Source organism: Pseudomonas sp. DY-1, assembly GCF_003626975.1.
Lineage (GTDB): Bacteria > Pseudomonadota > Gammaproteobacteria > Pseudomonadales > Pseudomonadaceae > Metapseudomonas.
On the sequence record NZ_CP032616.1, the window covers coordinates 1,153,925 to 1,175,990 of the forward strand.

Consider the following 22,066-nt stretch of genomic DNA (forward strand, 5'->3'; position numbering starts at 1 on the left):
TTCCTTGCTTATTCGGTTGACCGGTTGCCCAGCGCGCGCAGGCGCTCGGCGGCCTCGCGTAACTGGGCACGGAAGCCGGGGGCGGTACGGGAGTCGGAAGGCGGCGGCAGCTGGGCATCGCCCTGGGTCAGGTTGTCCGGGGTGGTGGCGAACACCGAGGGGTCGGGCAGCAGGCCGTCGGCGCTCAGGCTGGTTCGGCCGTGGCGACCGAGAATCCAGGCCAGGTCCAGGTCGCTGCTGGCACTGCTATCGCGCACGGCGTGGGAGACGAACTGGCCCTTGACCTGGCCGAAGTGCGCGCTCAGGGTTTCGCTCTCGATTTCCGGCTCCAGCCCCAGCCGCAGATCGCTGCCGTCAGCGTCCCAGCCGGACAACATCAGCTGGCGATCATTCCGTTCCACCACCGGGCCGACGAAGACCACCGGGTCCACGCCGGGCAGAGGCAGACGCCGGAATGGATCGAGATCGCCACGGTCCTCGTGTGGGCCAATGGGGTCATGGTTGGGAGCGGGGATGAAGGGCGCGGCGATATCCAGGTCTATCACCAGTTGCGCCAGGTCGGTTGCACCGGCGCGGTCGCCGAGCGTGTAGGTGAAGACGTCCTGCAGGACGCGGCCGAGGCCGGCGGCCCTGAGCACTTCGGGGTTGGTCAGGTCGATGCTGTAGGTGTAGCTGCCGTCGGCATTGATCACCAGGGTGCCGTAGCGACCGGCGATGGGTTGGCCGACGAGCCCGGTCGTGCCGCTGCCATTCTCCGCACCGCTGCGGATGCCCACCACTTGCAACTGTTCGCCACCGTCCACGTCCGAGTCGTTGGGCAGCACATTGCCCGTAGCCTGGGGCGCCGGGGTCTGGTCGCTGGCGACGTTGCTGTCGTCCCGGGCGACCGGATTGTCGTTGGCACCCTGGATCAGGATGTTCAGGCGGGCTTCCGATTGTGCACCTGTCGTGTCGCGCATGACGTAGGTGAAGGACTCGCGCAGGGATTCACCGGCAGTGCGCAGGGCTTGCACCAGCGGGTTGGTGTTATCCAGCACATAGACATAGCTGCCATCGGCATTGAGGGTCAGCGTGCCGTAGCGACCCACCAGGGCCTGTCCCGCAAGAGCGCCGCTGCCCAGCTCGCTGGTGGCCGAAAGGACCTGCCGGGTCTCGCCATTGGCGACGCTGTCCACGTCCTGGTCGTTGGTCAGGACATTGCCGGTAGGGTCGCTGCCAGGGATGTCGTTGCCCACGCCGCCTGCCTCGACCGCCGTGGTGTCGTCATCCTGGGCGACCGGCGTGTCGTTGCGACCATCGATGGTGATGCGCAGCTCGGCGGTATCGGTGGCCAGATGCGTGTCGGCAAGCGTGTAGGTGAAGGTGTCCACCAGGGTCTGGCCACTGATGCGCAGCGCCTGGACTACAGCCAGGCTGTTGTCGACCACGTAGGTCCAGCTGCCATCGGCATTCATCGTCAGATCGCCGTAGAGGCCGCGCAGCACCGTGCCGACGGTCCCGCTGGTGCCACTGCCGGCTTCGCTGCCGGTGCGAATGGCCAATACCGACAGCTGCTGCCCTTCGAGATCCGTGTCGTTGCTCAGCACATTGCCGCTGGGATTCACGCCCGGTACGTCGTTGTTCAAGCCGCCGGCCTCGATAGCGGTGGCCTCGTCGTCGAAGCCATCCGGCACGTCGTTGCGGCCGACGACGATGATCGACAGTTGCGCCAGGTCGGTGAGGCCGCCCAGGTCGGTGACCTCATAGGTGAAGTGATCCACCAGGGTGTCCAGCAGGTCGAGGGCGAGCACGTCCGGGTTGGAAATGTCGATGGTGTAGTGGTAGCTGCCGTCGGCATTGATCACCAGGGTGCCGTACTGGCCTACCAGCACGCTGCCGACCGAGCCGGCGGTGCCGCTGCCGTTCTCCGGCCCCGTACGGATACCGGTGACGGTGAGCTGGTCGCCCTGGTCGATATCGGTGTCATTGGGCAGGACGTTGCCGCTGGGGTTGAGCACCAGGCCGTCGCCATTGTCGGTGACGCCGACGTTCACGTCGTCCTGCGCCACCGGGCTGTCCCACGCGCCTTGGATTGTGATGCTGAACTGAGCGATATCCTCGGCACCTGCGGTATCGCGCATGCGGTAGGAGAAGATTTCCTGCAGGCTGTCTCCCGGTTTGAGGGCCTGGACCGCAGCAAGGTTGTTGTTCACCACATAACTGTATTGGCCGCTGGCCGAGACTGTCAGGATTCCATAGAGACCCGCAATGACCTGGTTGCCGGCAACGTTGGTGAAGGTGCCGCCTTCAGCTTCGCTACCGGTACGAATGCCGTTGATGGCCTTGGTATCGCCAGCATCGACGTCACGGTCATTGTTGAGAAGGTTTCCATTTGGGTTCACTCCCAGCGTGGCGTTGTCGGTTCCGCCGGCTTCCACTGCAATGGCTCCATCGTTGACGGACAGTGGGTTATCGTTGACGCCACGGATGGTGATTGTCAGGTCCGCGATGCTGTTTGAGCCCGCTTCGTCGCGTGTGGCGTAAGTGAAGATTTCGACGAGGGTGTCGCCGTTGACACGCAGGGCCTGAACCTGCGGATCGTTGTTATCGACCACGTAGGTGTAGCTGCCGTCGTCATTGAGCGTCAGGGTGCCGTAGCGACCTGCGAATGGGACACCGATCGTACCCAGGGTGCCTCCCTGGCGGATACCGATGACGGTGACGGTCTCGCCGAACTGATCCACATCAATATCGTTGTCCAGCACATTGCCGCTGGGGTCGAAACCGGGGGTCCCATTGTTCAGCCCGCCGGCTTCGATCGCTGTCGCGAAGTCGTTATTGTCCTCGCGAGCGTCATTGGCGCCTTGGATGGTGATGCTCAGCCAAGCGATGTCGGTGGTGCCAGAGGCATCAATCAGGGTGTAGTTGAATCCGTCCAACAGGGTGTCCGCTGCAGTGCGAAGCGCCTCGACTTCCGGCATGTCATTGTCCAGGCGATAGCTGTAGCTGCCGTCGGCGTTCAGGGTCAGCCATCCATAGGTGCCGCGCAATTCGGTACCGAGGATGCCAGTCGTGCCTGCTCCTTCGACAACACCAGTGCGCACCGACGCCACCGCCCGGGTCTCGCCATAGTCGATGGGGTCGAGGGCGCTGCCGTCGACGTCCGTATCGTTGTCCAGGACATTGCCGGTCGGGTCAACGCCGGGAATCTGGTTGTTCCGACCGCCGGCTTCCACTGCCGTAGCGGTGTCGTTGGTCGCCACCGGGTTGTCGTTGCGGCCAAGGATGAGGATCACCAGTTGCGCTGATTCAGGTGCTTCCTGGCCATCGGAAATGGCGTAGGTGAAGCGCTCTATGAGGAAGTCCGAGAGCAGGCGCAGGGCCTCCACTTCGGGATTGGTGTTATCCAGGACGTAGCTGTAGGTGCCATCGGCGTTCAGGGTCAGGGTGCCGTACTGGCCCGCGAAGGCCTGGCCGATCACGCCGGTGGTTCCCAGTTCGTCGTTGCTGACGGAGACCACCGTGATCGGGTCGCCGTCAGGGTCGACATCGAACAGCAGAGCGTCGCCCGTGGGGTCGATGCCTGCCTGGCCGTTGGCGACGCCGCCGCGTTCGACGGCGATGTTGAAGTGATTCTGAGCCACCGGCGGGTCGTTTACGCCGCGGACAGTAATGACCAGTTGCGCCAGGTCGGTGAAACCGTTGGTGTCGATGATCTGGTAAGTGAAGGTCTCGGTCAGCGTCTGGCCAGCGAGCAGGGCCTGGACCGTGGGGTTGGCGCTGTCTACGTCATAGGTGAAGGAACCGTCAGCACCCATGCGCAGGAGGCCGAAGTTGCCCAGTAGCAAGGTGGCGCCGGTGGTGCTGGTGGAACCGGTCGCTACTCCAATCAGCACCCCGCCGGCGGTTTCCAGGCCCGAACGCACGCCATTGACCCGGAGCAGGGTATTGGGCCGGTCGGCCGCGTCGACGTCGTTGTCCACGCCGTTGCCACCGGGCTGGGTGACCGGGCCGGGGCGGCTGGGGAAGCGGATGACGTTGCCGCTGGGGTTGCTTTCACCGATGGCAGCGGGGCCGGAGCCGGCCTGGGCCACGGCCTGGTCATCGCTGGCCAGGGGGTTGTCGTAGTTGCCACGAATGGTGATGCGCAATTCCGCGAGGTCGTTCAAGCCAGCCGTATCAGTGACCTGGTAGCTGAAGAACTCGGTCAGCGTGTCGTTGGGCCCCAGCCGTTGCACGGCGGTGGCGTTCTCGTTCAGCACATAGGTGTACGTGCCATCGGACGCAATGGTCAGGGTGCCGTAAGTGCCGATGATGTTTACGCTGCCACCAGTGGGGACGATGGTCAGTACGCCCTGCGCGAGCTCACGCAGGGCGCGCGCGCCGGTGACTGTCTTGGTTTCGCCATAGTCGATCGGGTCCGCCGGGTTTTCGCCGCCGTCCACATCGAAGTCGTTGTCCAGCACATTACCGGTGGCGTTGGCACCGGGAGCGGGGAAGCCGGCCGGCGGGGTATCGCCGGGGTTACCGATATCGGTGTTGTTGACGCCACCTTTCTCGATGGCTGTGCCTACGTCATTGACACCCACTGGGGTGTCGTTGGCGCCCTGGATGACCACCGAGAAGTTGGCTGAGGATTGCAACGGTGGACCGCCCAGGCCGATGTCCGAGATCACGTAGGTGAAACTCTCGTTCAACTGGTCGCCCGCCTGGCGCAGCGCCTGCACCTCGGGATTGGCGTTGTCGATGATGTACTGGTAGGCGCCATTGGACTGCAGCACCAGCTTGCCGTAGCGCCCGAACACCTCCACCGATCCCAGCGCTGGAAGCGGAACCACTACGCCGAGTGGGGAGGTGACCGATACGACGAATATCTGGTCGCCGTTGGTACCGATATCGATGTCGGTATCGTTGCTCAGCAGATTGCCGCGCGGATCGATGCCCGGGAGGCGGTTGGCGGTACCGCCAGCTTCCACCGCCGTGGCGTTGTCGTCCACGGCGTTCGGCGCGTCGTTCACCGGATCGAGGCGGATCACCAGGAAGTCGCTGTCGGTGCGGGCGTCCGCCAGTTCGCCGGGAATGCCATTGCCGTTGAAGTCGCCGTAGTTGCCCAGGTCGTTGGTCAGCACCTCGAGGAAATCGACGCCGTTGAAGTCGAGGTTGCCCAGATAGCTGACGCCGGCCAGGGCCGCGTTGATGTCGGCGATCCGGCCCAGCAGGACCAGGTTCGTCGTCCCGGCCCCGGTCACCGTTACGCCAGTGGTCGGACCGGTGAGTGTGAGCGTGCCGTGAAGAACGTTGAGGTTGACCTCGATGGCGCGGCTGGCGACGACCGGATCGCGCTCGGCATCGATGTCGCTGACGCTGATGCCGGAAATCGCCAGGGGCGTGTCTTCTCGTCCCTGCTGGAAGCCGGGCAGGGTATTGACCGGCGCATCGTTGAGCTCGACATAGCCGGAGTTGGCCTGCTGCGTGACACCTTCGCCAAGGGTCACCTGGACCTGGCCGAGGGTTCCGGCATCGGTGTCGATGCGAATCCGCAGTTCGCCGAACTGGGCAATGCTGTTCACAGTGTTCGGTGCATCGATGCGGAACAGGCCGCTGGGTAGCACGCCGAAGGAAAAACGGCCGTTGGCGTTGGTAGTGGTGGTGAAGGTCTTGTCGTCGCCACTACCGAACACGCCGTCGTTACCGGCCCAGATCAGGTTGATGGTCTGGTTGGCGATGGCCAGTTCGTACGCGGGGGTGCCCGGAAACGGGTCCGGATCCGGTGTGGCGTCGTTGGGGGCGGTGGCGGCCGTGCCCGTATCGTTCCACAGGGTGCCGCTGATGATCCCGAGGCCGGCGCCTTCGCGGAGCACGTAGTTGTTCAGGGTGGTGCTATCCGGACCGGGGCCATTGGAGCCGTTGCGCTCGCCGGTAGCGGTGCCATCGGGGCCGACCGAAGTGCCCCCCCAGCTGGTGAAGGTTTCCGGCAGGCTGCTCCAGGTCAGGTTGGCGTCGGTACTGGCGATGCTTGCGTTATTGGGCACCTGGACGCTGTAGACCACGCTGACGCTGGTGCCGGGGTCGATCCGCGCGATGTCCACTGTCACGCCGCCCGTGGTGCTGAAACTGACACCGGCCGGCAGGTTGCTCGGGCCGTAGGTGTTGGCACCGATGGTGATGCTGAGCAGGGTGTAGTTGCTGCCGGTGGGGAAGCCGTCGGTCAGGCGGACATCGTAGGCCGGCAAGCTGCCGTTGGCGGTGAAATCGACGGTGACGGTGGCGGTGCCCAGGCTGCCACCCGGGTTCGCGTTGAAGTCGGTGACGGTCTTGTCGAGGTTGGCGAAACCGGGTTCTACGATGCGCTCGAACAGGGTATCGCTGGTGGTACGGATGATGCCGTTGACGCGATCATGCACCGTGACGCCGAGCTGGACGGCGGACTGGTTGCCCAGGCTGTTATCCACGCGGGCATTGAACTCGAACACAATCCCTTCCAGGTCGTCATCGTTACCATCGTTGCCCCCGGCGAATCCCTCGTTGGTGATGTTGCCCAGGTTGAGGGTCACCACCTGGTTGCCATTGCCGTCGGTGCCGAGCGTGACGTAGATGGGATTCAGCACCCCGGTTGGGGCCGGTCCGGACAGATTCGGGGTGATGAGCTGGGCTTGCGGGCTGTCTTCGTTGCCGATGATCTGCAGGGTGCCGCTGGTGATCAGGTCGCCGAGGCTGGTGACCAGCCCGCCGTCGGAAATGAACCCAATACGCATGGTGCTGAGGTCATCCACCGTCAGCCCGTCGTCGAGGGTGACAACCAGCTGGTAGTTGGGGTTGATGCCCTCGGGAATCAGGACGGCGGTGCGGTAGCGGATGATCTCGCCAACGGCCACGACCTCGATCGGTGCATTGGTGGGGTTGGGGGCGGCCGTATCGTTCAACCCCCCCACGCGGGACAGGCGTATGCCCTGGGCGATGGGAAAAATAAGAATGCTGTCGCGCTGGTAGTCGTTGAGCACGCCGGTGTTGAGCAGGCCGTCCTGGCCGGTGCGTTCGCCGGCCGGATCAGCGGCACCGTTGGTGTTGTTGCCGTTGAGGCTGGTCCAGCGCACATCGGCGAGGTTGTCGAAGCGGGCCACCGAGGCACCGGTGGCATTGACTACGCCACTGATGCGGATGGTGATGGTGCCGCCCTTGGCGATGTCGACGTTGCCGGTGTTGATCAGCGTACGGCCATTCGGGTCGAGGACGAAGCTGCCCCTGATATCCGTGCTGACCCCGCCTACGGTATAGGTCACGCTGACCAATGTGAGCTGGTCCAGTTCGGTGGGCAGCTGGCTGGAGAAGGCGATGTCGAAGGCGTCGTAATCGCTACCGGCGTTGCCATTGGCGATGGTGATGCTGAAGTCGACCGGGTCGCCTTCATCGAAGCCCAGGCCCGGGTTGGTGATCAATTGCTGGCTGAGCTGCAGGGTGGGTTCCTGAATGGTGATCGCGGGCTTGGTGCCGGTCAGGTTCACATCGCGATTCAGCGGCGCGCTGCCGTTCGGGGTGTTCCCATCGGGGTCGCTGTAGCTCAGGCGGGCGTCGTTCTGGCGCACGCCACCGGCCTGGTTGCCGAGCACGTTGCTGGCCACCAGCCGCACGCGGATGACGAAGCTGTTGTTGCCGATGTTGTTGTCGCCCGTGGCGCCGGAGGCGCTGAAAATGAAGCGCGCATCGGCGCCGTCGGCACCCAGGGTGCCGGTGGGGGCGGTGAGACTACCGATGGTGACCGTGCCGGCGAAGTTGGCGGTCAACGCGCCGCCAGCGGTGGTAATCAATTGGTAGCCCTGGTTGGCATTGAAGCTGGTGTCCAGGCGCAGGCCGGGCGGGATCAGGTCGTCGATGCGCAAACTCTGGGTAGTGCCTTCAGGCAGCGTGACGATGATGTCGTAGAGCATGCTTTCGCCGACTACCAGGTTCGCACCGGTGGTGTGAGCGGCACTGGAATCGCCATTGTCCAGGCTGCCGCCGGCGAAGTTCTTGCTGATCACCGGCGCTGCGACCTGCTGGCTGGCGAGGTCGGAGAGCGGCACCGGCACGAAGTTCTGCCCACCCTCGGCGCTGGCGTAGTGGGTCAGCTCGGCAGTGCTTTGCAGGGTGGCGCTGGCGCCGATGGCCGCCGCCACCTGCACGTCATAGGTAATGACCACGACGTTGGCGCCGCTGTTATCCGCCGCGGTCCCGGGGCGGCCGGCCAGCAGGGCGCCAGCTCCGGGTGAGTCGATGAAGGTGATGGTGTTGGTGGCGTTGTCCACGGTGAAGTGGGTGCCGGCTATCAGTCGGGTGCCGTCGCCGCGATAGATCAGCAGGTTTGAACTGGCCAGGTTGCCACCCACGAAGGACAGGCCCGGCGGCAGGCTGATGCGGGTGCTGACGTCATAGGCGTTGCCGCCCCCATGGTTCTCGATGGCGGTGGCCAGGCGCAGGCGGTCGCTGGCATCGATGCCGGTGACATTGCCATTGACCGCGAGGATATCGGTGATGCTGCCGCTGAAGGGCACGCCGGTGGTGCCCGGCGCGTTCCAGGCGCCGGTGGTGCCGGTCACCGTGCCATGGCTGGTGGAAACCACGCCGTGGCTCATGGTGAGCACCGGTTCGGCCACCGAGGCGATCAGGGTCACGTCATCGGTGGTGAGCAGGACGCTCTTGTCCAGGGTACGGGTCTGGCTGGATTCGCCCAGCACGTTGAAGGCGCGCTGGTCGGCGAACGGCTGGTCGCTGACGGTGAGGGTGAAGTCGATGGCGACGCGGCTGCCGTTGATACCGGGGTTCACGTAGTCAGCGAAGGTGAATACCAGCGAATTGCCGGCGCCGATGGTGACCGAGATAGGGCTGTTGGGGTTGGTATTGCCCGTGGCCAGGCGCCAGATGGCATTGGGATCGACGCCACTCAGGTCGAACAGCGGCAGCGGCAGGTAGGCGGTGAGCTTGAAGTTCTCGTAATCGCCGGTGACCAGGTCGTAGGTCAGGCGGAAGGTGACGGTATCGCCTGGCCGCAATTCGGTGCCGGGCGCCGGCGCACCTCCACCGTTGAGGCCGGCCAGATCGATCTGCACCTGGCTGGTAGGAATGGTGCTGACGGTGTTGGAGGTGTCGCTTTCGTCGAAACCGCTGAGGTTGTTCGGGTCGAACAGTATGGTGGCGGTCACCGTGGCGTTATTGCCGACCGAGTCGCCTTCGTTGATTTCGCTGTGGGGCGCGCCGGCGGGCGGCGTGTAACTTTGGGCAACCCGAGCCTGATAACCGATTACCGCCAGGGTGGCACCTTGCAGCAGGTCATCGAAGGCCAGGTCACCGTTGAGCCAATCGCGGATACCGAATGCGTTGGCCAGCGACTGGGCAATGTCGAACTGCATCGAGGTGCTGCCGTCGGCATTGACCACGCTGCTGCTGACCAGGGCGATGGTCTGGGTCACTCCGTTCTGGGTGATCGTCAGGGTCGCGGTGCCGGCTATCAGGTTCTGCCCGTCGCCCAGCTGGTCCGATACCAGGAAGCTGCCGTTGCCGAGGAAGGTCTTGCCGAAGGCGAAGTAGTCCGACAGCGCGATGTTCAGCCTGTAGTCCAGGACATCCCCCGGACTGATGCCGGGGCTGCCGACATCGGTGCGTACGCTGACCTGCTTCTGCAGGGTGATGGACTTGGCGACGAAACTGACGTCGTTGCCGGTGCCGTCGAAGGCGATCTGGCCATTGGGAGCATCGCGCGGGTCGAGGGGTATCCAGTTCCCCGCGGCCTCGGGCCTGGCAAACGTGATGGTGACATCGTCGCCGGTGGCGGCGTTGAGCACCGGCACACCATCGGCGTCGTCGTCCGGAACGAAGAACTGCACGTTGGTGGTCGTCGGTGCGGTCAAGGTCGCATAGCTGACAGTGAACTCGCTGATGTACAGGTCGTTGCTGAGGTCACCGTCGCTGTTCTGCGCCAGGATGCGCTGAATGAACGTCGGGTCGGTGACTGTATTGCCGTTGTGAAGGGTGATCGAGGTGATGGTGCCGCCGCCACCGGGTGTGATGGCGGTCACAATGACGTTGTCCGGTACCGGCTGGGTCAGTACCACGTTGGTCAAGGTCTGGGAGTCGGCCGGATTGATGGTGACGTCCAGTTCGCGGCCATAGTTCGGTCCGGTCGCGGTTTCGCCTTCGGGCGTGGTGATCACCTGGTCGAAGGTGATTACCGTCGGATGCACCACGAAGCTGTCGGCGTTGGCCGATGGCTCCAGAATGCTGGGGTCGGTGGCCGGGTTGTTCAGCGAGTCATTGCCGTACTGGAAGCCGCTGCGCGCACGGATGGTCAGGTCCGGCGTCGTCCCGGAGAAGGAGAAGTCGGTGTCAGCCAGGTCGCTCAGAGAAGCCGTCACTTGCACGGTGATGGGCGGCTGGCCCAGGGTGACACTGGCGAACGGCAGTTCTACCACCACCATCTGGTCGCCGGCACGCATGCCGAAGTCTGCGGCGTTGATGATCAGCGGCTTGCCGTCGGTTCCTACTGCCAGCGGGTGGCTGGCCTGGCCGTTGGCGTCGAAGGTCAGCACGTGGGCGGTGAGGTTCTGCCCGAGGTAGGTGGCGGAGACGAAGGTGACACCGTCGTCTATTTCCGCGCCAGCACCATCCTTGCCCGTAGCCGGGAAGAACAGGTCGATGAAGGGCGCGTAGCCCGTATCGGTGGTGATATTGGTAAACGTAACGTTGAAGCTGAAGGTTTCTCCCAGCAGCACATCCGCGCCACCGGTGAGGGTGGTGGTCGGCCCGGCCGCCAGCAGCCGGTCGTAGCCAGCGGTGGCCGCGACAGCCAGCGCGATGGGCTTGTCGATGTCGCCGCGGGCGACTTCCAGCTCCCAGTCGCCGCCCGCGCGGGCACTGCCGGTGTCATCGCTGGAGGCTGCGACGTCGGCGCCGGTCCAGCGCGCCAGCTCGTTGACCAGGGTGCGCCCGGCGCTGCCTTCGCCGACCTTGCAACCATAAAGCTGGATATCGGCGCCTTCGCTGAGCGACTGGCTCCACTGGCTGAGGGGCTGGGCGAACTGGTCGATGTTGTCGGCGGTCAGGGTGGTCTTGCCGAGGGTGAACTCGCCTGAAGCACCGTGGGACAGGATCTGGATGGAATCCACCTGGCCAAGCTGGGCCAGTGCAGCAGAGATGGCGGCGAGGCCATCCTGGTTGGCTTCCACCACCAGTACTTCGACATTGCCTGGGAGCTGCGCCGTCAGCTTCTCGCGACCGTCTATACGGCTGTCGAGCACCAGCAGGTGGCGGCTTGCGGAAGGTTGCTGGCCGGGCTCGCTGCGGGCGTCGCTGGGCGTGGCGTGATCGGCGACGGGTTTGCCGGCGTCGCCAGTGTCCTGGTGCTGCTGGTCCGCTGCGGTGGCGGCTGCACCGTCGAAGAGAATGCGGGGCTCCAGGGCCAGGGCACGGCGCTGGGGTCTGAATGCGGGCGGCACAAAGGTACCGGGCTTGGTATCAATATCCATATGTTCACCAAGAAACCTGTCACGTATGGGCAGGCCTGCAACGTTTGAGATTCAGTACATCGAGAGCACCTCGCGCCCCGGAGGGTGCAAGATGCGGGTTCAACCTGTACTGGGTACTGCGGCGCAGAAACCCGGCGTCGTCCGGGGCATGTCGATGACCCGTCAAAAGCCAAGGTGGGAAGTTTCGCCTGTCTGCGGCCGAGTCCAGTCCTGAAGTCCGGTTTGCTGAGCAGAAGTCCGTTTTCTGTCAGAAAATTCTCACGATGAGCCTACACAAGTTTTTTTGAAACGCCAGCCCATCCGTCCGCCACAAGGCGTGGCAAATCCAGCTGCCGCGCTACTTTCGAGGCGAAACCGTGACGGGGTCGGCCATCGCATGTAGAGATCGAGAGTGCGGATGAATCCCCAACTGGCGAGCCGGGGTGAATCAGGCGCGCAGGGAGGCAACCCCGGTTCAACGAACTGAACTAGGCTGCAACTGGCCGGGCCAGGAGTTGGGGGCGCCCGGCGAACAAAAAGAATTGGCTGGAGCGCGCTACATGGACAAACGGATCAGTTGGTGGGGAGCCACGATCTTCTGGATTTTCTCGATGGTGCTTTCCGCTACCGCACATGGCGCCGATGAAGCGGCGACCGCCGCGGCGGAACCCTCCGAACTGAAAATCGCCAATCGCAGCATCTTCGTCTTTCGTGCCACGCTCCTGGGTGAATCACCCGCCGCTCGCGCTAGCCGCGCCCGCGCCGTGATCCGCGAGATGCTGGACGGCACTGAGGAGACCGACGTCAGGCTCGATAGCATCCAGGACAACTACATGGTGTTGCTGGGTGACCGGCGCGCCTTCATCGTCTCGCCGAACGATCTGGATGCCGGTGAAACCTCGGTGCGGCAGGATGCCGAAGACGCGGCCCAGCGGTTGCGCCTGGTGGTGGCGGAGTCTGCGCAAGCCCGTAGTCTGCGCTTCCTGCTGACCGCAGGCGGGTACTCGGTGGCGGCCACGCTGCTGTATATCGCATTGTTGAAATTGCTCGGCTGGGCGCATCGCAAGGCGTTGTCCTGGTTACCCAGGCACATGCGCAGGCACACCAGTGCACTGAAGATCGGGGAAACCCAGCTGGTGGATACCAGCAACCTGTTTCCGGTGGTTCGGCGCCTGTTGGCACTGGTGTTCTGGTCACTGGTGCTGCTGCTCACCTATGAATGGCTGAGCTTCGTACTACAGCGATTCCCCTATACCCGGCCCTGGGGCGAAAGCCTGAACCACTACCTGGTGGACCTGGTGCGTTATGTACTGGACGCCATGGTCAGCGCCATACCGGGACTGGTCATCGCGCTGCTGATCTTCTTCATCGCGCGCGGCATCAGCGCCTTCAGCAAACGTCTGCTGGAGCGCCTTTCCCGTCCTGGCACCATCACCTGGCTCAACGACGAAACACTGCAACCCACCACGCGTCTGACTTCACTGGCCATCTGGCTGTTCGCCCTGGCCATGGCCTATCCCTACCTGCCGGGCGCCGGGACCGAGGCGTTCAAAGGGTTGTCCGTGCTGATCGGTCTGATGATTTCCCTGGGCGCGTCCAGCGTGGTCGGGCAGGCAGCGGCAGGGCTGATTCTGACTTACACCCGCACCCTGAGGCCCGGCGAGTACGTCCGCATTGGCGACAACGAGGGTACAGTCACCGAGCTGGGTATGTTCACCACCAGTATCCGCACCGGCCTGGGTGAGGTGCTGACCATCCCCAACTCGATGATCACCGGCTCGGTGACGCGCAACTACTCCCGCGTCGTGCAGGGCCGGGGCTATGTGGTGGATACCACTGTGACCATCGGCTACGACACGCCCTGGCGCCAGGTCGAGGCCATGCTGCTGGAAGCGGCCCGACGCACTCCCGGCATCCTCCAGAATCCCGTGCCACAGGTGTTCCAGACGGCGCTGTCGGACTTCTACCCCGAGTACCGGCTGGTGGCACAGGCAGTGCCCAGCGAACCACGTCCACGGGCCGAGCTGCTGACGATGCTGCACGCCAATATCCAGGACGTGTTCAACGAGTACGGCGTGCAGATCATGTCGCCGCACTACCTGGGCGATCCCACGCAGGAGAAGTGGGTGCCAAAGGAGCGCTGGTACACGGCACCCGCCAGAGAAGTGGATCAGGAAGAAGGCGGGCGGTGATCGAATCCGTCCTGGACTCGCTGCAAACAGGAAATAAGCCCGACCAGGGGCAAGTCGAACTGATCATGGAGCAAGGGAATGAGGGGGCGAGATTCGGAGGGACGACTTTGCGCCGTTCTGCAGTCCGCAGTGTTGACGCTGGCGCTGATGACGGGGCAGGCAGCCTGGGCTGTCGGGGAAGCGCCAGGCAGGTTGCCGGGACCTGCCAGCGAGGTGGAAGGCTATGCCGCCAGCGACAGTTGCCTGGGATGTCACGCCACGGAGGCCGGGCAATGGAAAGACTCCGACCACGGTTGGGCCATGCGCAAGGCAGAGGCAGGCAATGTGCTGGGCGACTTCGATGCGGCCACTTTCGATGAGGTTGGTGTCAAGGCGCGTTTCTTCCGCAAGGGCGATGACTACTTCGTCAACACGGAAGGTGAAGACGGCAAGTCCGCTGACTTCCAGATCCTCTACACCTTCGGCTTCTCCCCGTTGCAGCAGTACCTGGTGGCCCTGCCGCGTGGACGCCTGCAGGCCCTGACGATCGCCTGGGACAGCCGTCCCAAGGGGGAGGGTGGCCAACGCTGGTTCTCCCTCTATCCGGGGCAGCGTTTTGCGCCGAGCGACCCGCTGCACTGGACCGGCCGCTACCAGAACTGGAATGCCATGTGCGCTGACTGCCACTCGACGCGCCTGATGAAGAACTACGACGACAGGCAGGACAGCTTCGCCTCCACCTGGCACGAACAAACTGTCGGCTGCCAGGGTTGCCACGGTCCGGGCCAGGCTCACGTCGACTGGGCGAAGCAGGACAAGTCGGCCAACAAGACCTACGCTGCGGCCGCCGACCTGGGACTGAAGGTCGACTTCAAGGCGTTGGGCAGCCAGGGTCTGGTGGAGCAGTGCGCCTACTGCCATAGCCGCCGACAGGGGCTGGGCACGGGGCAGGAACCGGGGCAGCCGCAACTGGATCAGAGCCTGCCGGCCACGCTGCGCGCGGGCCTCTACCACGCTGACGGCCAGATTGACGGCGAAGTCTATGAGTTCGGTTCGTTCACCCAGAGCAAGATGTACGCGGCCGGCGTTGCCTGTACCGACTGCCACAACCCGCATACCACCCAAGTGAAGATCGAAGGCAACGGCCTCTGCCTGCAATGCCACAACAGCAATCCGCCGCTGGCGCGCTTCGCCAGCCTCCCGTCCAAGGACTACGACAGCAAGGCTCACCACCGCCATGTGCCAGGCACGCCTGGTGCGCAGTGCGTCAACTGCCACATGCCGAGCAAGACTTACATGGTCGTGGACCCGCGCTGCGATCACAGCCTGCGCATTCCGCGCCCGGACCTGGCCGACAAGGACGGAAGCCCGGATGCTTGCACCAGCTGCCATCAGGACCAGAAACCCGCATGGGCAGCCAAGGCCATTGAAGGCTGGTTCGGCAAGCCGCAACGGCCACCGCACTATGGCGAGGACCTTCATGCGGTGCGCAGCGGCCAGGGTATCTCGCTGAGCCTGCTCGGCTCGGTGTTGGCGGACAAGGGCAAGCCGGCCATCGTCCGCGCCACCGCCGCCGAGCAGATGGCCGACCTCGGCCCGCCGGCCATCTCCAATTTGCAGTGGGCGCTCAAGGACGACAGCGAGCTGGTGCGTGCCTATGCCGTTTCGGGCTTTACCAGCGTGCCACCGGCCGAGCGGCTGAAGCCGTTGCTGGCGTTGCTGGATGACCCGACGCGTGCAGTGCGGGATGAAACCGTCCGTGCCCTGGCGGATGTCCCGCCTGATCTGTTGCCGGTCGAGCGGCGAGCGCCGTTTCAGGCATTGCTGGCCGACTATGAACGGCGCCTGCGCGGCAATGCCGATCTACCCGGTGGCCGCCTCAACCTGGCAGTACTGTTGTCGCGTCAGGGGCGTGATGGCGAGGCGATGGAGGAGTATCGCCAGGCGCTCAGGCTCGACCCGTACTTCTCGCCGGCACGAGTGAACCTGGTCACCCTGGCCAGTGCGACGCAGCCCGACGAGGCCGAGCGGCTGCTGCGCGAAGGCCTGGCGCTGGAAAAGATGCCGGAAACCGACCACGGCAACCTGGCCTACATGCTGGCCTTGCTGCTCGTGGAACGGGGTAGGGCGGAGGAGGCGTTGAACTGGATGGAAAAGGCCGCAGTCCAACTGCCCGGCAATTCACGTATCCGCTACAACCAGGGGTTGCTGCTGTCACGCATGCACCGTCGCAATGACGCGCTGAGTGCGCTGCGTAGCGGCCTTGAGCAATCCCCGTCGGACCCGGACCTGCTCTATTCGCTGATCTATCTGCACGCTGTGGAGGGCGAGCGAAGCGAGGCGTTCGAATACGTCAAACGCATGCGTGAAGTGGCACCGGATGACCCTCGCCTGCACGCGATCGAGCCCTATTGGCGGCAGTGAGACACGGCAGGCAGCGCAAACAGGCGAGCTTACTGGCGACATCGCATTTGAAAGTCGTGGTTCTCTCGCCTAAACCTTCAAAACGTTTACGTGTCGTTCAGTGTGGAAGTCGTACGTGCAGTCACGTGACTTGCTGTCTAACAACCAAGGAATGAAAAACATGACGAACAAACTGATTGGCAAGGCCATTATCTTCGGACTTCTCAGCACCGCCGGCGTTGCGGCGTACGCGGGGCAGGCCGGGGGCGGCGGCTGCGGCTGGGGGAACATGGTGTTCGAAGGTCAGCGCGGCCTGGTTCCGCACCTGCTGGCCACCACCACCAACGGCACCTCGGGCAACGCCACCTTTGGCTTGACCTCGGGTACCAACGGTTGCGACTCCAGCGTGAAGCTGGGCTACGGCGGCCGTTCCCTGTTCGCCATGAATGGCATGCTCGACAGCATCGCCGAGGACATGGCGCAGGGGCAGGGCGAAGCGCTGGATGCCTATGCCACCCTGCTGGGCATCGAACAGGCTGACCGCGCCCACTTCGCGAAGGTCACCCAGGCCAACTTCTCGAGCATCTTCGCAAGTCCTGACGCGACCGGCGAAGAGGTACTCGCCGCGACTCTCGACGTGATGAGCCGCGACCAGCAACTGGCTCGCTACGCCAAGCTGCCGAGCTGATACCACTCGCAAACGAAAATGCCCTCTTAGGAGGGCATTTTTGTGGGTGGTGGAATATCTGCAGGAGCGAATTCTGCCCGCGATCAGCTGCCCAGCTTCAGGCCGCTGGTGGATTCAGGATTGTTTGTGCCTCACCCTTTTGGGGAGCGGGTAGTTTCAGGCTGTGTTGTCCGGCATTTGGCGCCTCGAACGTTGGGCCTCGTTCCTCGGACCAACCTACGGCCGGTGAATTCGCCCGCTTCTCGTAGGTTGGCGCAGAGCGAAGCCCAACGGACGGGCTGTCTGCGGGGGCTGGGCCTTTCAAAACCGCCAGGTTGCGCCACCGCCGATAACGTGCAGCGCGGCATTGTCATAGCTGCCGGACAGGCTATTGCCCGAGCGCTGCTTGGTCTGCTCAACGTCCATGTCGCCCAGCCAGATCAGGGTATAGACCATGTGCAGGTCGAGCCCTTCGTCGACCTGATAGTTCACACCCGCAGCCAGGCGCCAGGATTCGGCCATGGGGTTGTCCACGGTGCGGTCTTCGTCGTCCACCGCCGAGCTGTCGTAGCCGACGCCCATGCTCCAGCGCAGTTGATGAGTGGCCTGGTACTGGGCGCCTACCGAGGCGTGCCAGGTGTCCTTGTACTGCCGGTCCACGGTCCGGCTGGTGCCGAAGTTGTCAGCGTCCACTTCGACACCGATGTTCCCGAACTCGCTCCAGTCCTGCCAGCCGAGGCTGGCCAGCAGCTTCCATTGCGGATCCAGGTCGTGGGCGATGCTCAGTACCGCGGTTTGCGGCACTTCCATGTCGATGTCCAGGTTGTCCACGTCCAAGCGCCGCAGCGCCAGGTTCAGCAGCGGGTTGCTGATATCGTCGACGCTGGGGCGGTCGGAGAACTCAAGGTCCACTTTGCTGGTGTAGGCGAGACCGACCTGGGTACGTTCATCGAGTCGGTACAGCAGGCCGATGTTGAAGCCCACGCCGAAGTCGGTGTCCTCGTATTCGAGCTGGCCATCCGGGCGGTCGGCCAGGCCGAGCAGGTTGTTGTTGACCGCCACTTCGGTCCGGTAGTAGGCGTACATCATGCGCGGCCCGAAGCCGATGGAGAGGTCGTCGTTGATCTTGTAGGCATAGGTCGGCTGCAGCGACACACCAATGATGGCGGACTCCTGGGTGAAGTATCGGCCGGCCCAGTCGTCGTCGTAGTCCAGCGCCAGGCCGAAATTCCCGTACATGCCGAAGCCGATGCTTGCCTGGTCGTTGATCTGGTGGCTGACGAACAGGCTGGTGCCCGGCAGGTACTGGAGCGCGTTGCCACCTTCGTTGCCGTCGAACTGGTTGCCGGCATCGCGGGAAAAGGTGATGTCGCCGAAGATCACCTGGCCGTTGGCGCTGATCTGGGTGCCGGGCAGTTCGGTGAGGCCTGCCGGGTTGTTCATCAACACGCTGGGGTCGGTGGCCAGTGCCGCCGCGCCGGCATTGGCCAGGCCGGCGCCTTCCTGTCCGGCCTCGTAGATCAGGATGCCGCCCGCCCAGCTTGCTCCCGGAAGCGTCCAGAGCGCAGTGGTCAGGGCGGAGAGTCTGATGACGCGTGGTGCTAGGGAGCGGGTACTGGACATGGTGCTTCCTCTGCCGGTCAGTCGAACCAGATGGCGCCGTACCCGCCTGACTGCGTGGGGCGTCGACGTTATCCAGCCTAGATGCTCGTCCTCTGCGTGCAACTCGACTTGGCGCCGCACTTCTCAGAGCGAATTCCCTGATCGTCCGGTCAGGTGCTAGCTGGCGCATGGAGCACTTGCGGCTAGAGTTACGAAAGCCGCAGTTCACGAATGCGTCTCGTGTGGTCGATCCAGGCCTGTGTAGTGGAAGCAGTTCGCCACGCTATGCAGGCGTCGATGGTCAACCTTCCGAACCACGTTCAGTCAGGGAATCGATAAGTGACTACACGCGAGCAGATTGCCGAGTTGGAGGCCAGTGTTTCGGAGTTGGTCCTGGGGCAGGCCGAAACCATTCGCCACGTCCTGCTGGGGCTGTTGGCCAATGGTCATGTACTCCTGGAAAGCCTGCCGGGCCTGGCCAAGACCCGTACCGTCAAGGCGCTCGCCACCCATCTCGAAGCGCAAATGCGCCGTATCCAGTTCACCCCTGACCTGTTGCCCTCGGACATCACCGGCGGCGAGATTCTCCAGCAAACCGCCGAGGGCAACCAGATCAAGTTCCAGCCGGGGCCGCTGTTCGGCAATGTGATCCTCGCCGACGAGATCAATCGTGCACCAGCCAAAGTCCAGGCCGCTCTGCTGGAAGCCATGGAGGAGCGGCAGATCACCGTCGCCGGCCATAGCTACCCGATGCCCGGCCTGTTCATGGTGCTGGCGACGCAGAACCCCATCGAGCAGGAAGGCACTTATCCGCTGCCGGAAGCGCAGATGGACCGTTTCCTGATGAAGCTGCAACTGGATTACCCGAAAGTGGAAGACGAGACGCGAGTCCTACGCCTGGTGCGTGGCGAGGAACAGGCCGCGCAGGGCGAGCAGCGGGAACCGGTACGCCTGCCCCAGGAGGTGCTCTTCGCGGCGCGGCGTGACATGGCCAGCGTGCATGTTTCGGAGGCCATCGATCGCTACTTGATCGACCTGATCAATGCGACACGGCACCCGGCCGACTACGACGCCGACCTTGCCCGCTGGATCAATATCGGTGCCAGCCCCCGGGGTGGCATCAGCCTGGATCGCGTTTCGCGGGCGCACGCCTGGCTGTCCGGCAACGAGTTCGTGTCACCGGACGACGTGCGTGCCGTGCTGCACCCGGTATTGCGCCACCGCCTGCAGCTTTCCTACGACGCCATTGCCGACGGCGTAAGTGCGGACCAGGTGCTGGACCGCCTGCTGGACAAGGTGGCGATTCCTGCCTGAGTGGACCCAAGGCCATGCAACTGACCCAATCGGCTCCCGACGGATTCGTTTACGCCACGCTCGCCCAACTGATGGCGCTGGAGCAGCGTGTCCGTGGCCTGAGTTTCCTTTCGCGGCAGCCGCTGTCGAGCATCCTCTCAGGTAGCCACGCTTCCCGCCTGCGAGGACGTGGGCTGAGCTTCGACGAACTGCGCCACTACATTCCCGGTGACGACCTGCGGCATCTCGACTGGCGTGCTTCGATGCGCTTCGGCAAGCCCTTCGTGCGCACCTATACCGAGGAGCGCGACCGGCCGACACTGGTGGTGGTGGATCAGCGCATGAACATGTATTTCGGCTCCCGGCGCAACTTCAAGTCGGTCACGGCGGCGGAGCTGGCAGCTTTGTCGGCCTGGGTGGCTTTCCACGCCGGCGACCGGGTGGGCGGTCTGGTGTTCAACGACCAGCGGCTGGAGCACATCCGCCCGCTGCGCAGCCGAAACCGGGTCCAGGCCCTGTGCGCGGCGGTGGTCCGGGCCAACCAAGGCCTGAACGCTACGATGCCGGACAGCGAGGACAACGACCAACTCGATAACGTGCTGCGCAGTTGTATCGGTGTGGCGGGGCATGACCACCTGATCTGCATCATCAGCGACTTCGCCGGCGTCACTTCGCAGACGGTGCAACTGCTGCGCCAGCTCAGCGCTCACAACGATGTGATCGCCATGCAGGTCTACGACCCGCTTGCGCTGAATGTTCCCGAGAAGGGGCGCGTCACTGTCACACAGGGAGAGCTGCAGGTCGAACTGGAGGTGGAGCGTCGCCAGGTTCATCGCCCCTTGGGTGAGTTCCTCTCCGGACGCCTGCGGGATGTAGCCGAGCTGCTGCGCCGCAGCCAGGTGCCGGTGATGATGATCAGTACCGGTGAGGACAGCCTCGATCAGGTGCGCCGCGAGCTGGGCCGGCTGTCGGGGATGCCGCGATGAGCGCCACGCCGGTGCCGGGTATCGACCAGCTCAAGGAACTGGCCCTGCCGGTGCCCCCCTACAATTATTTTCCGCAGACCTGGGGCTGGCTGGTGTTGCTGCTGGTGGTGGTGTCCATTGCCCTGGTGTGGGGCGCCCTGAAATGGCGACGCTGGCAGCGTGACCGCTACCGGCGGGAAGCCCTGGTACGTCTCGATACCCTGGTAGGGGCACTGGAAGACGCCGGGCAGCGTCTTGCGGCCCTGCGTGAACTGCCCGAGCTGCTCAAGCGGGTTGCCCTGTCCATGCCCGATGCGCCATCAGTGGCGCGCCTGGGGGGCCAGGCATGGCAGGCGTTCCTCGCCGAGCGCGCCCCTGCGCCCTTGCCAGAGGGTTTCGCCAAAGGCCTGTTCACTATCGCCTACGCACCGGATGCCCGAGTCCTGGCGATCCCGGATGCGGAGGTGCGCTCGCTCTTCATCACCAGCCGACACTGGATAGAGGCGCACCGTGTGGCAGTTTGACTACCCCTGGGTGCTCTTCCTGCTGCCGTTGCCGTGGCTGGCGTGGCGTTATCTGGACGAATACCGCGAAGCCCACAGCGCCTTGCGGGTGCCGTTCTTCTCGGCGATGAGCCGGGCCGTGGGTCAGGTACCGGGACACAACGGAAAGCGGGAAGGGCGCTGGCAGCTACTGCTCAATATGCTGGTCTGGGCCCTGCTGCTGGCTGCCTGCGCACGCCCGGTGTTCGTCGAGAAGGCCATCCAGCACGAACAACCGATCCGCGACCTGATGCTCGCCATCGATATTTCCCAGTCCATGGAAACCACCGACTACACCGACGCCAGCGGCAAACAGGTGGACCGCCTGACGGCAGTCAAAGGCGTGGTGCGTGACTTCATCGAGCGGCGCAAGGAGGACCGCATCGGCCTCATCGTGTTCGGCACCGGCGCGTACCCCCAGTCCCCGCTCACCCTCGACCACGCCAGCTTGCGAGTGCTGCTGGATGAGGTCGGCATCGGCATGGCCGGACCGAATACCGCCCTGGGCGATGCCATCGGGCTGACCATCAAGCTGCTGGAGACCGCCAAGGAGCAGGAAAAGGTGCTGATCCTGCTCACCGATGGCAACGATACCGGCAGTGCAATCACTCCGGCTCATGCCGCGAAGATGGCCCGGGAGCGCGGTATCATCGTGCACACCATCGGCATCGGCGACCCCGAGGCCACCGGCGATGCCAAGGTGGACCTGCAAACGCTCCGGGACATCGCCGCGACCACGGGTGGCCGCTTTTTCCGTGCCGATGATCGCGGCGCACTGCTGGACGTCTACGCCACCCTCGACCGGCTTACTCCGCACAAGGTGAAGACCTTCAGCCATCAGCCCAAGCGGGACCTGTTCTGGTGGCCGCTGGGCGCGGCACTCCTGCTCCTGGCGGGCTGTCATCTGCTTGCGGCATCGTTCGGCCGGCTTTCCAAAGGTCCGGCTGCTCGGACGGAAAGGGGACGCTGA

General features: G+C 64.2%; 9 protein-coding genes. 7 read left to right on the forward strand and 2 right to left on the reverse strand.

The genetic code is table 11. The features are described from left to right. Positions 1 to 8: 8 nt before the first annotated feature. Positions 9 to 11,474, reverse strand: a complete 11,466-nt coding sequence (locus D6Z43_RS05705) for a VCBS domain-containing protein (RefSeq protein ID WP_120651025.1) — start codon at positions 11,472 to 11,474, stop codon at positions 9 to 11. A gap of 539 nt (positions 11,475 to 12,013) precedes the next feature. Here D6Z43_RS05705 and D6Z43_RS05710 point away from each other — a divergent pair. The 3 genes from D6Z43_RS05710 (at position 12,014) to D6Z43_RS05720 (ending at position 16,715) form a co-directional block, all read left to right on the forward strand. Next, positions 12,014 to 13,645, forward strand: coding sequence for a mechanosensitive ion channel family protein (locus D6Z43_RS05710; protein WP_371924345.1), 1,632 nt, complete (start codon positions 12,014 to 12,016; stop codon positions 13,643 to 13,645). 78 nt (positions 13,646 to 13,723) lie between these two features. Next, the gene (locus tag D6Z43_RS05715; RefSeq protein WP_120651026.1) at positions 13,724 to 16,048 is read left to right on the forward strand and encodes a tetratricopeptide repeat protein; all 2,325 of its coding nucleotides are present in this window, start codon (positions 13,724 to 13,726) and stop codon (positions 16,046 to 16,048) included. Positions 16,049 to 16,208: 160 nt separating this feature from the next. Then, positions 16,209 to 16,715, forward strand: coding sequence for a DUF3015 domain-containing protein (locus D6Z43_RS05720; RefSeq protein WP_120651027.1), 507 nt, complete (start codon positions 16,209 to 16,211; stop codon positions 16,713 to 16,715). A gap of 300 nt (positions 16,716 to 17,015) precedes the next feature. Here the strand turns inward: D6Z43_RS05720 and D6Z43_RS05725 are convergent, their stop codons facing one another. After that, positions 17,016 to 18,317, reverse strand: coding sequence for an OmpP1/FadL family transporter (locus D6Z43_RS05725; protein WP_120651028.1), 1,302 nt, complete (start codon positions 18,315 to 18,317; stop codon positions 17,016 to 17,018). Between the two features lie 318 nt (positions 18,318 to 18,635). Here D6Z43_RS05725 and D6Z43_RS05730 point away from each other — a divergent pair, with 318 nt between their 5' ends. Genes D6Z43_RS05730 through D6Z43_RS05745 form a run of 4 tightly spaced genes read left to right on the forward strand, consistent with a single transcriptional unit; the run spans position 18,636 to position 22,066 of the window. Continuing rightward, positions 18,636 to 19,610, forward strand: a complete 975-nt coding sequence (locus D6Z43_RS05730) for a MoxR family ATPase (RefSeq protein ID WP_120651029.1) — start codon at positions 18,636 to 18,638, stop codon at positions 19,608 to 19,610. A gap of 14 nt (positions 19,611 to 19,624) precedes the next feature. Continuing rightward, positions 19,625 to 20,575, forward strand: a complete 951-nt coding sequence (locus tag D6Z43_RS05735; RefSeq protein ID WP_120651030.1) for a DUF58 domain-containing protein — start codon at positions 19,625 to 19,627, stop codon at positions 20,573 to 20,575. Further along, the gene (locus D6Z43_RS05740) at positions 20,572 to 21,078 is read left to right on the forward strand and encodes a DUF4381 domain-containing protein (protein WP_120651031.1); all 507 of its coding nucleotides are present in this window, start codon (positions 20,572 to 20,574) and stop codon (positions 21,076 to 21,078) included. The genes D6Z43_RS05735 and D6Z43_RS05740 overlap by 4 nt, the downstream gene beginning before the upstream one ends. After that, a complete protein-coding gene (locus tag D6Z43_RS05745) occupies positions 21,065 to 22,066 on the forward strand; it encodes a VWA domain-containing protein (protein ID WP_120651032.1) in 1,002 nt (333 codons plus the stop codon). The genes D6Z43_RS05740 and D6Z43_RS05745 overlap by 14 nt, the downstream gene beginning before the upstream one ends.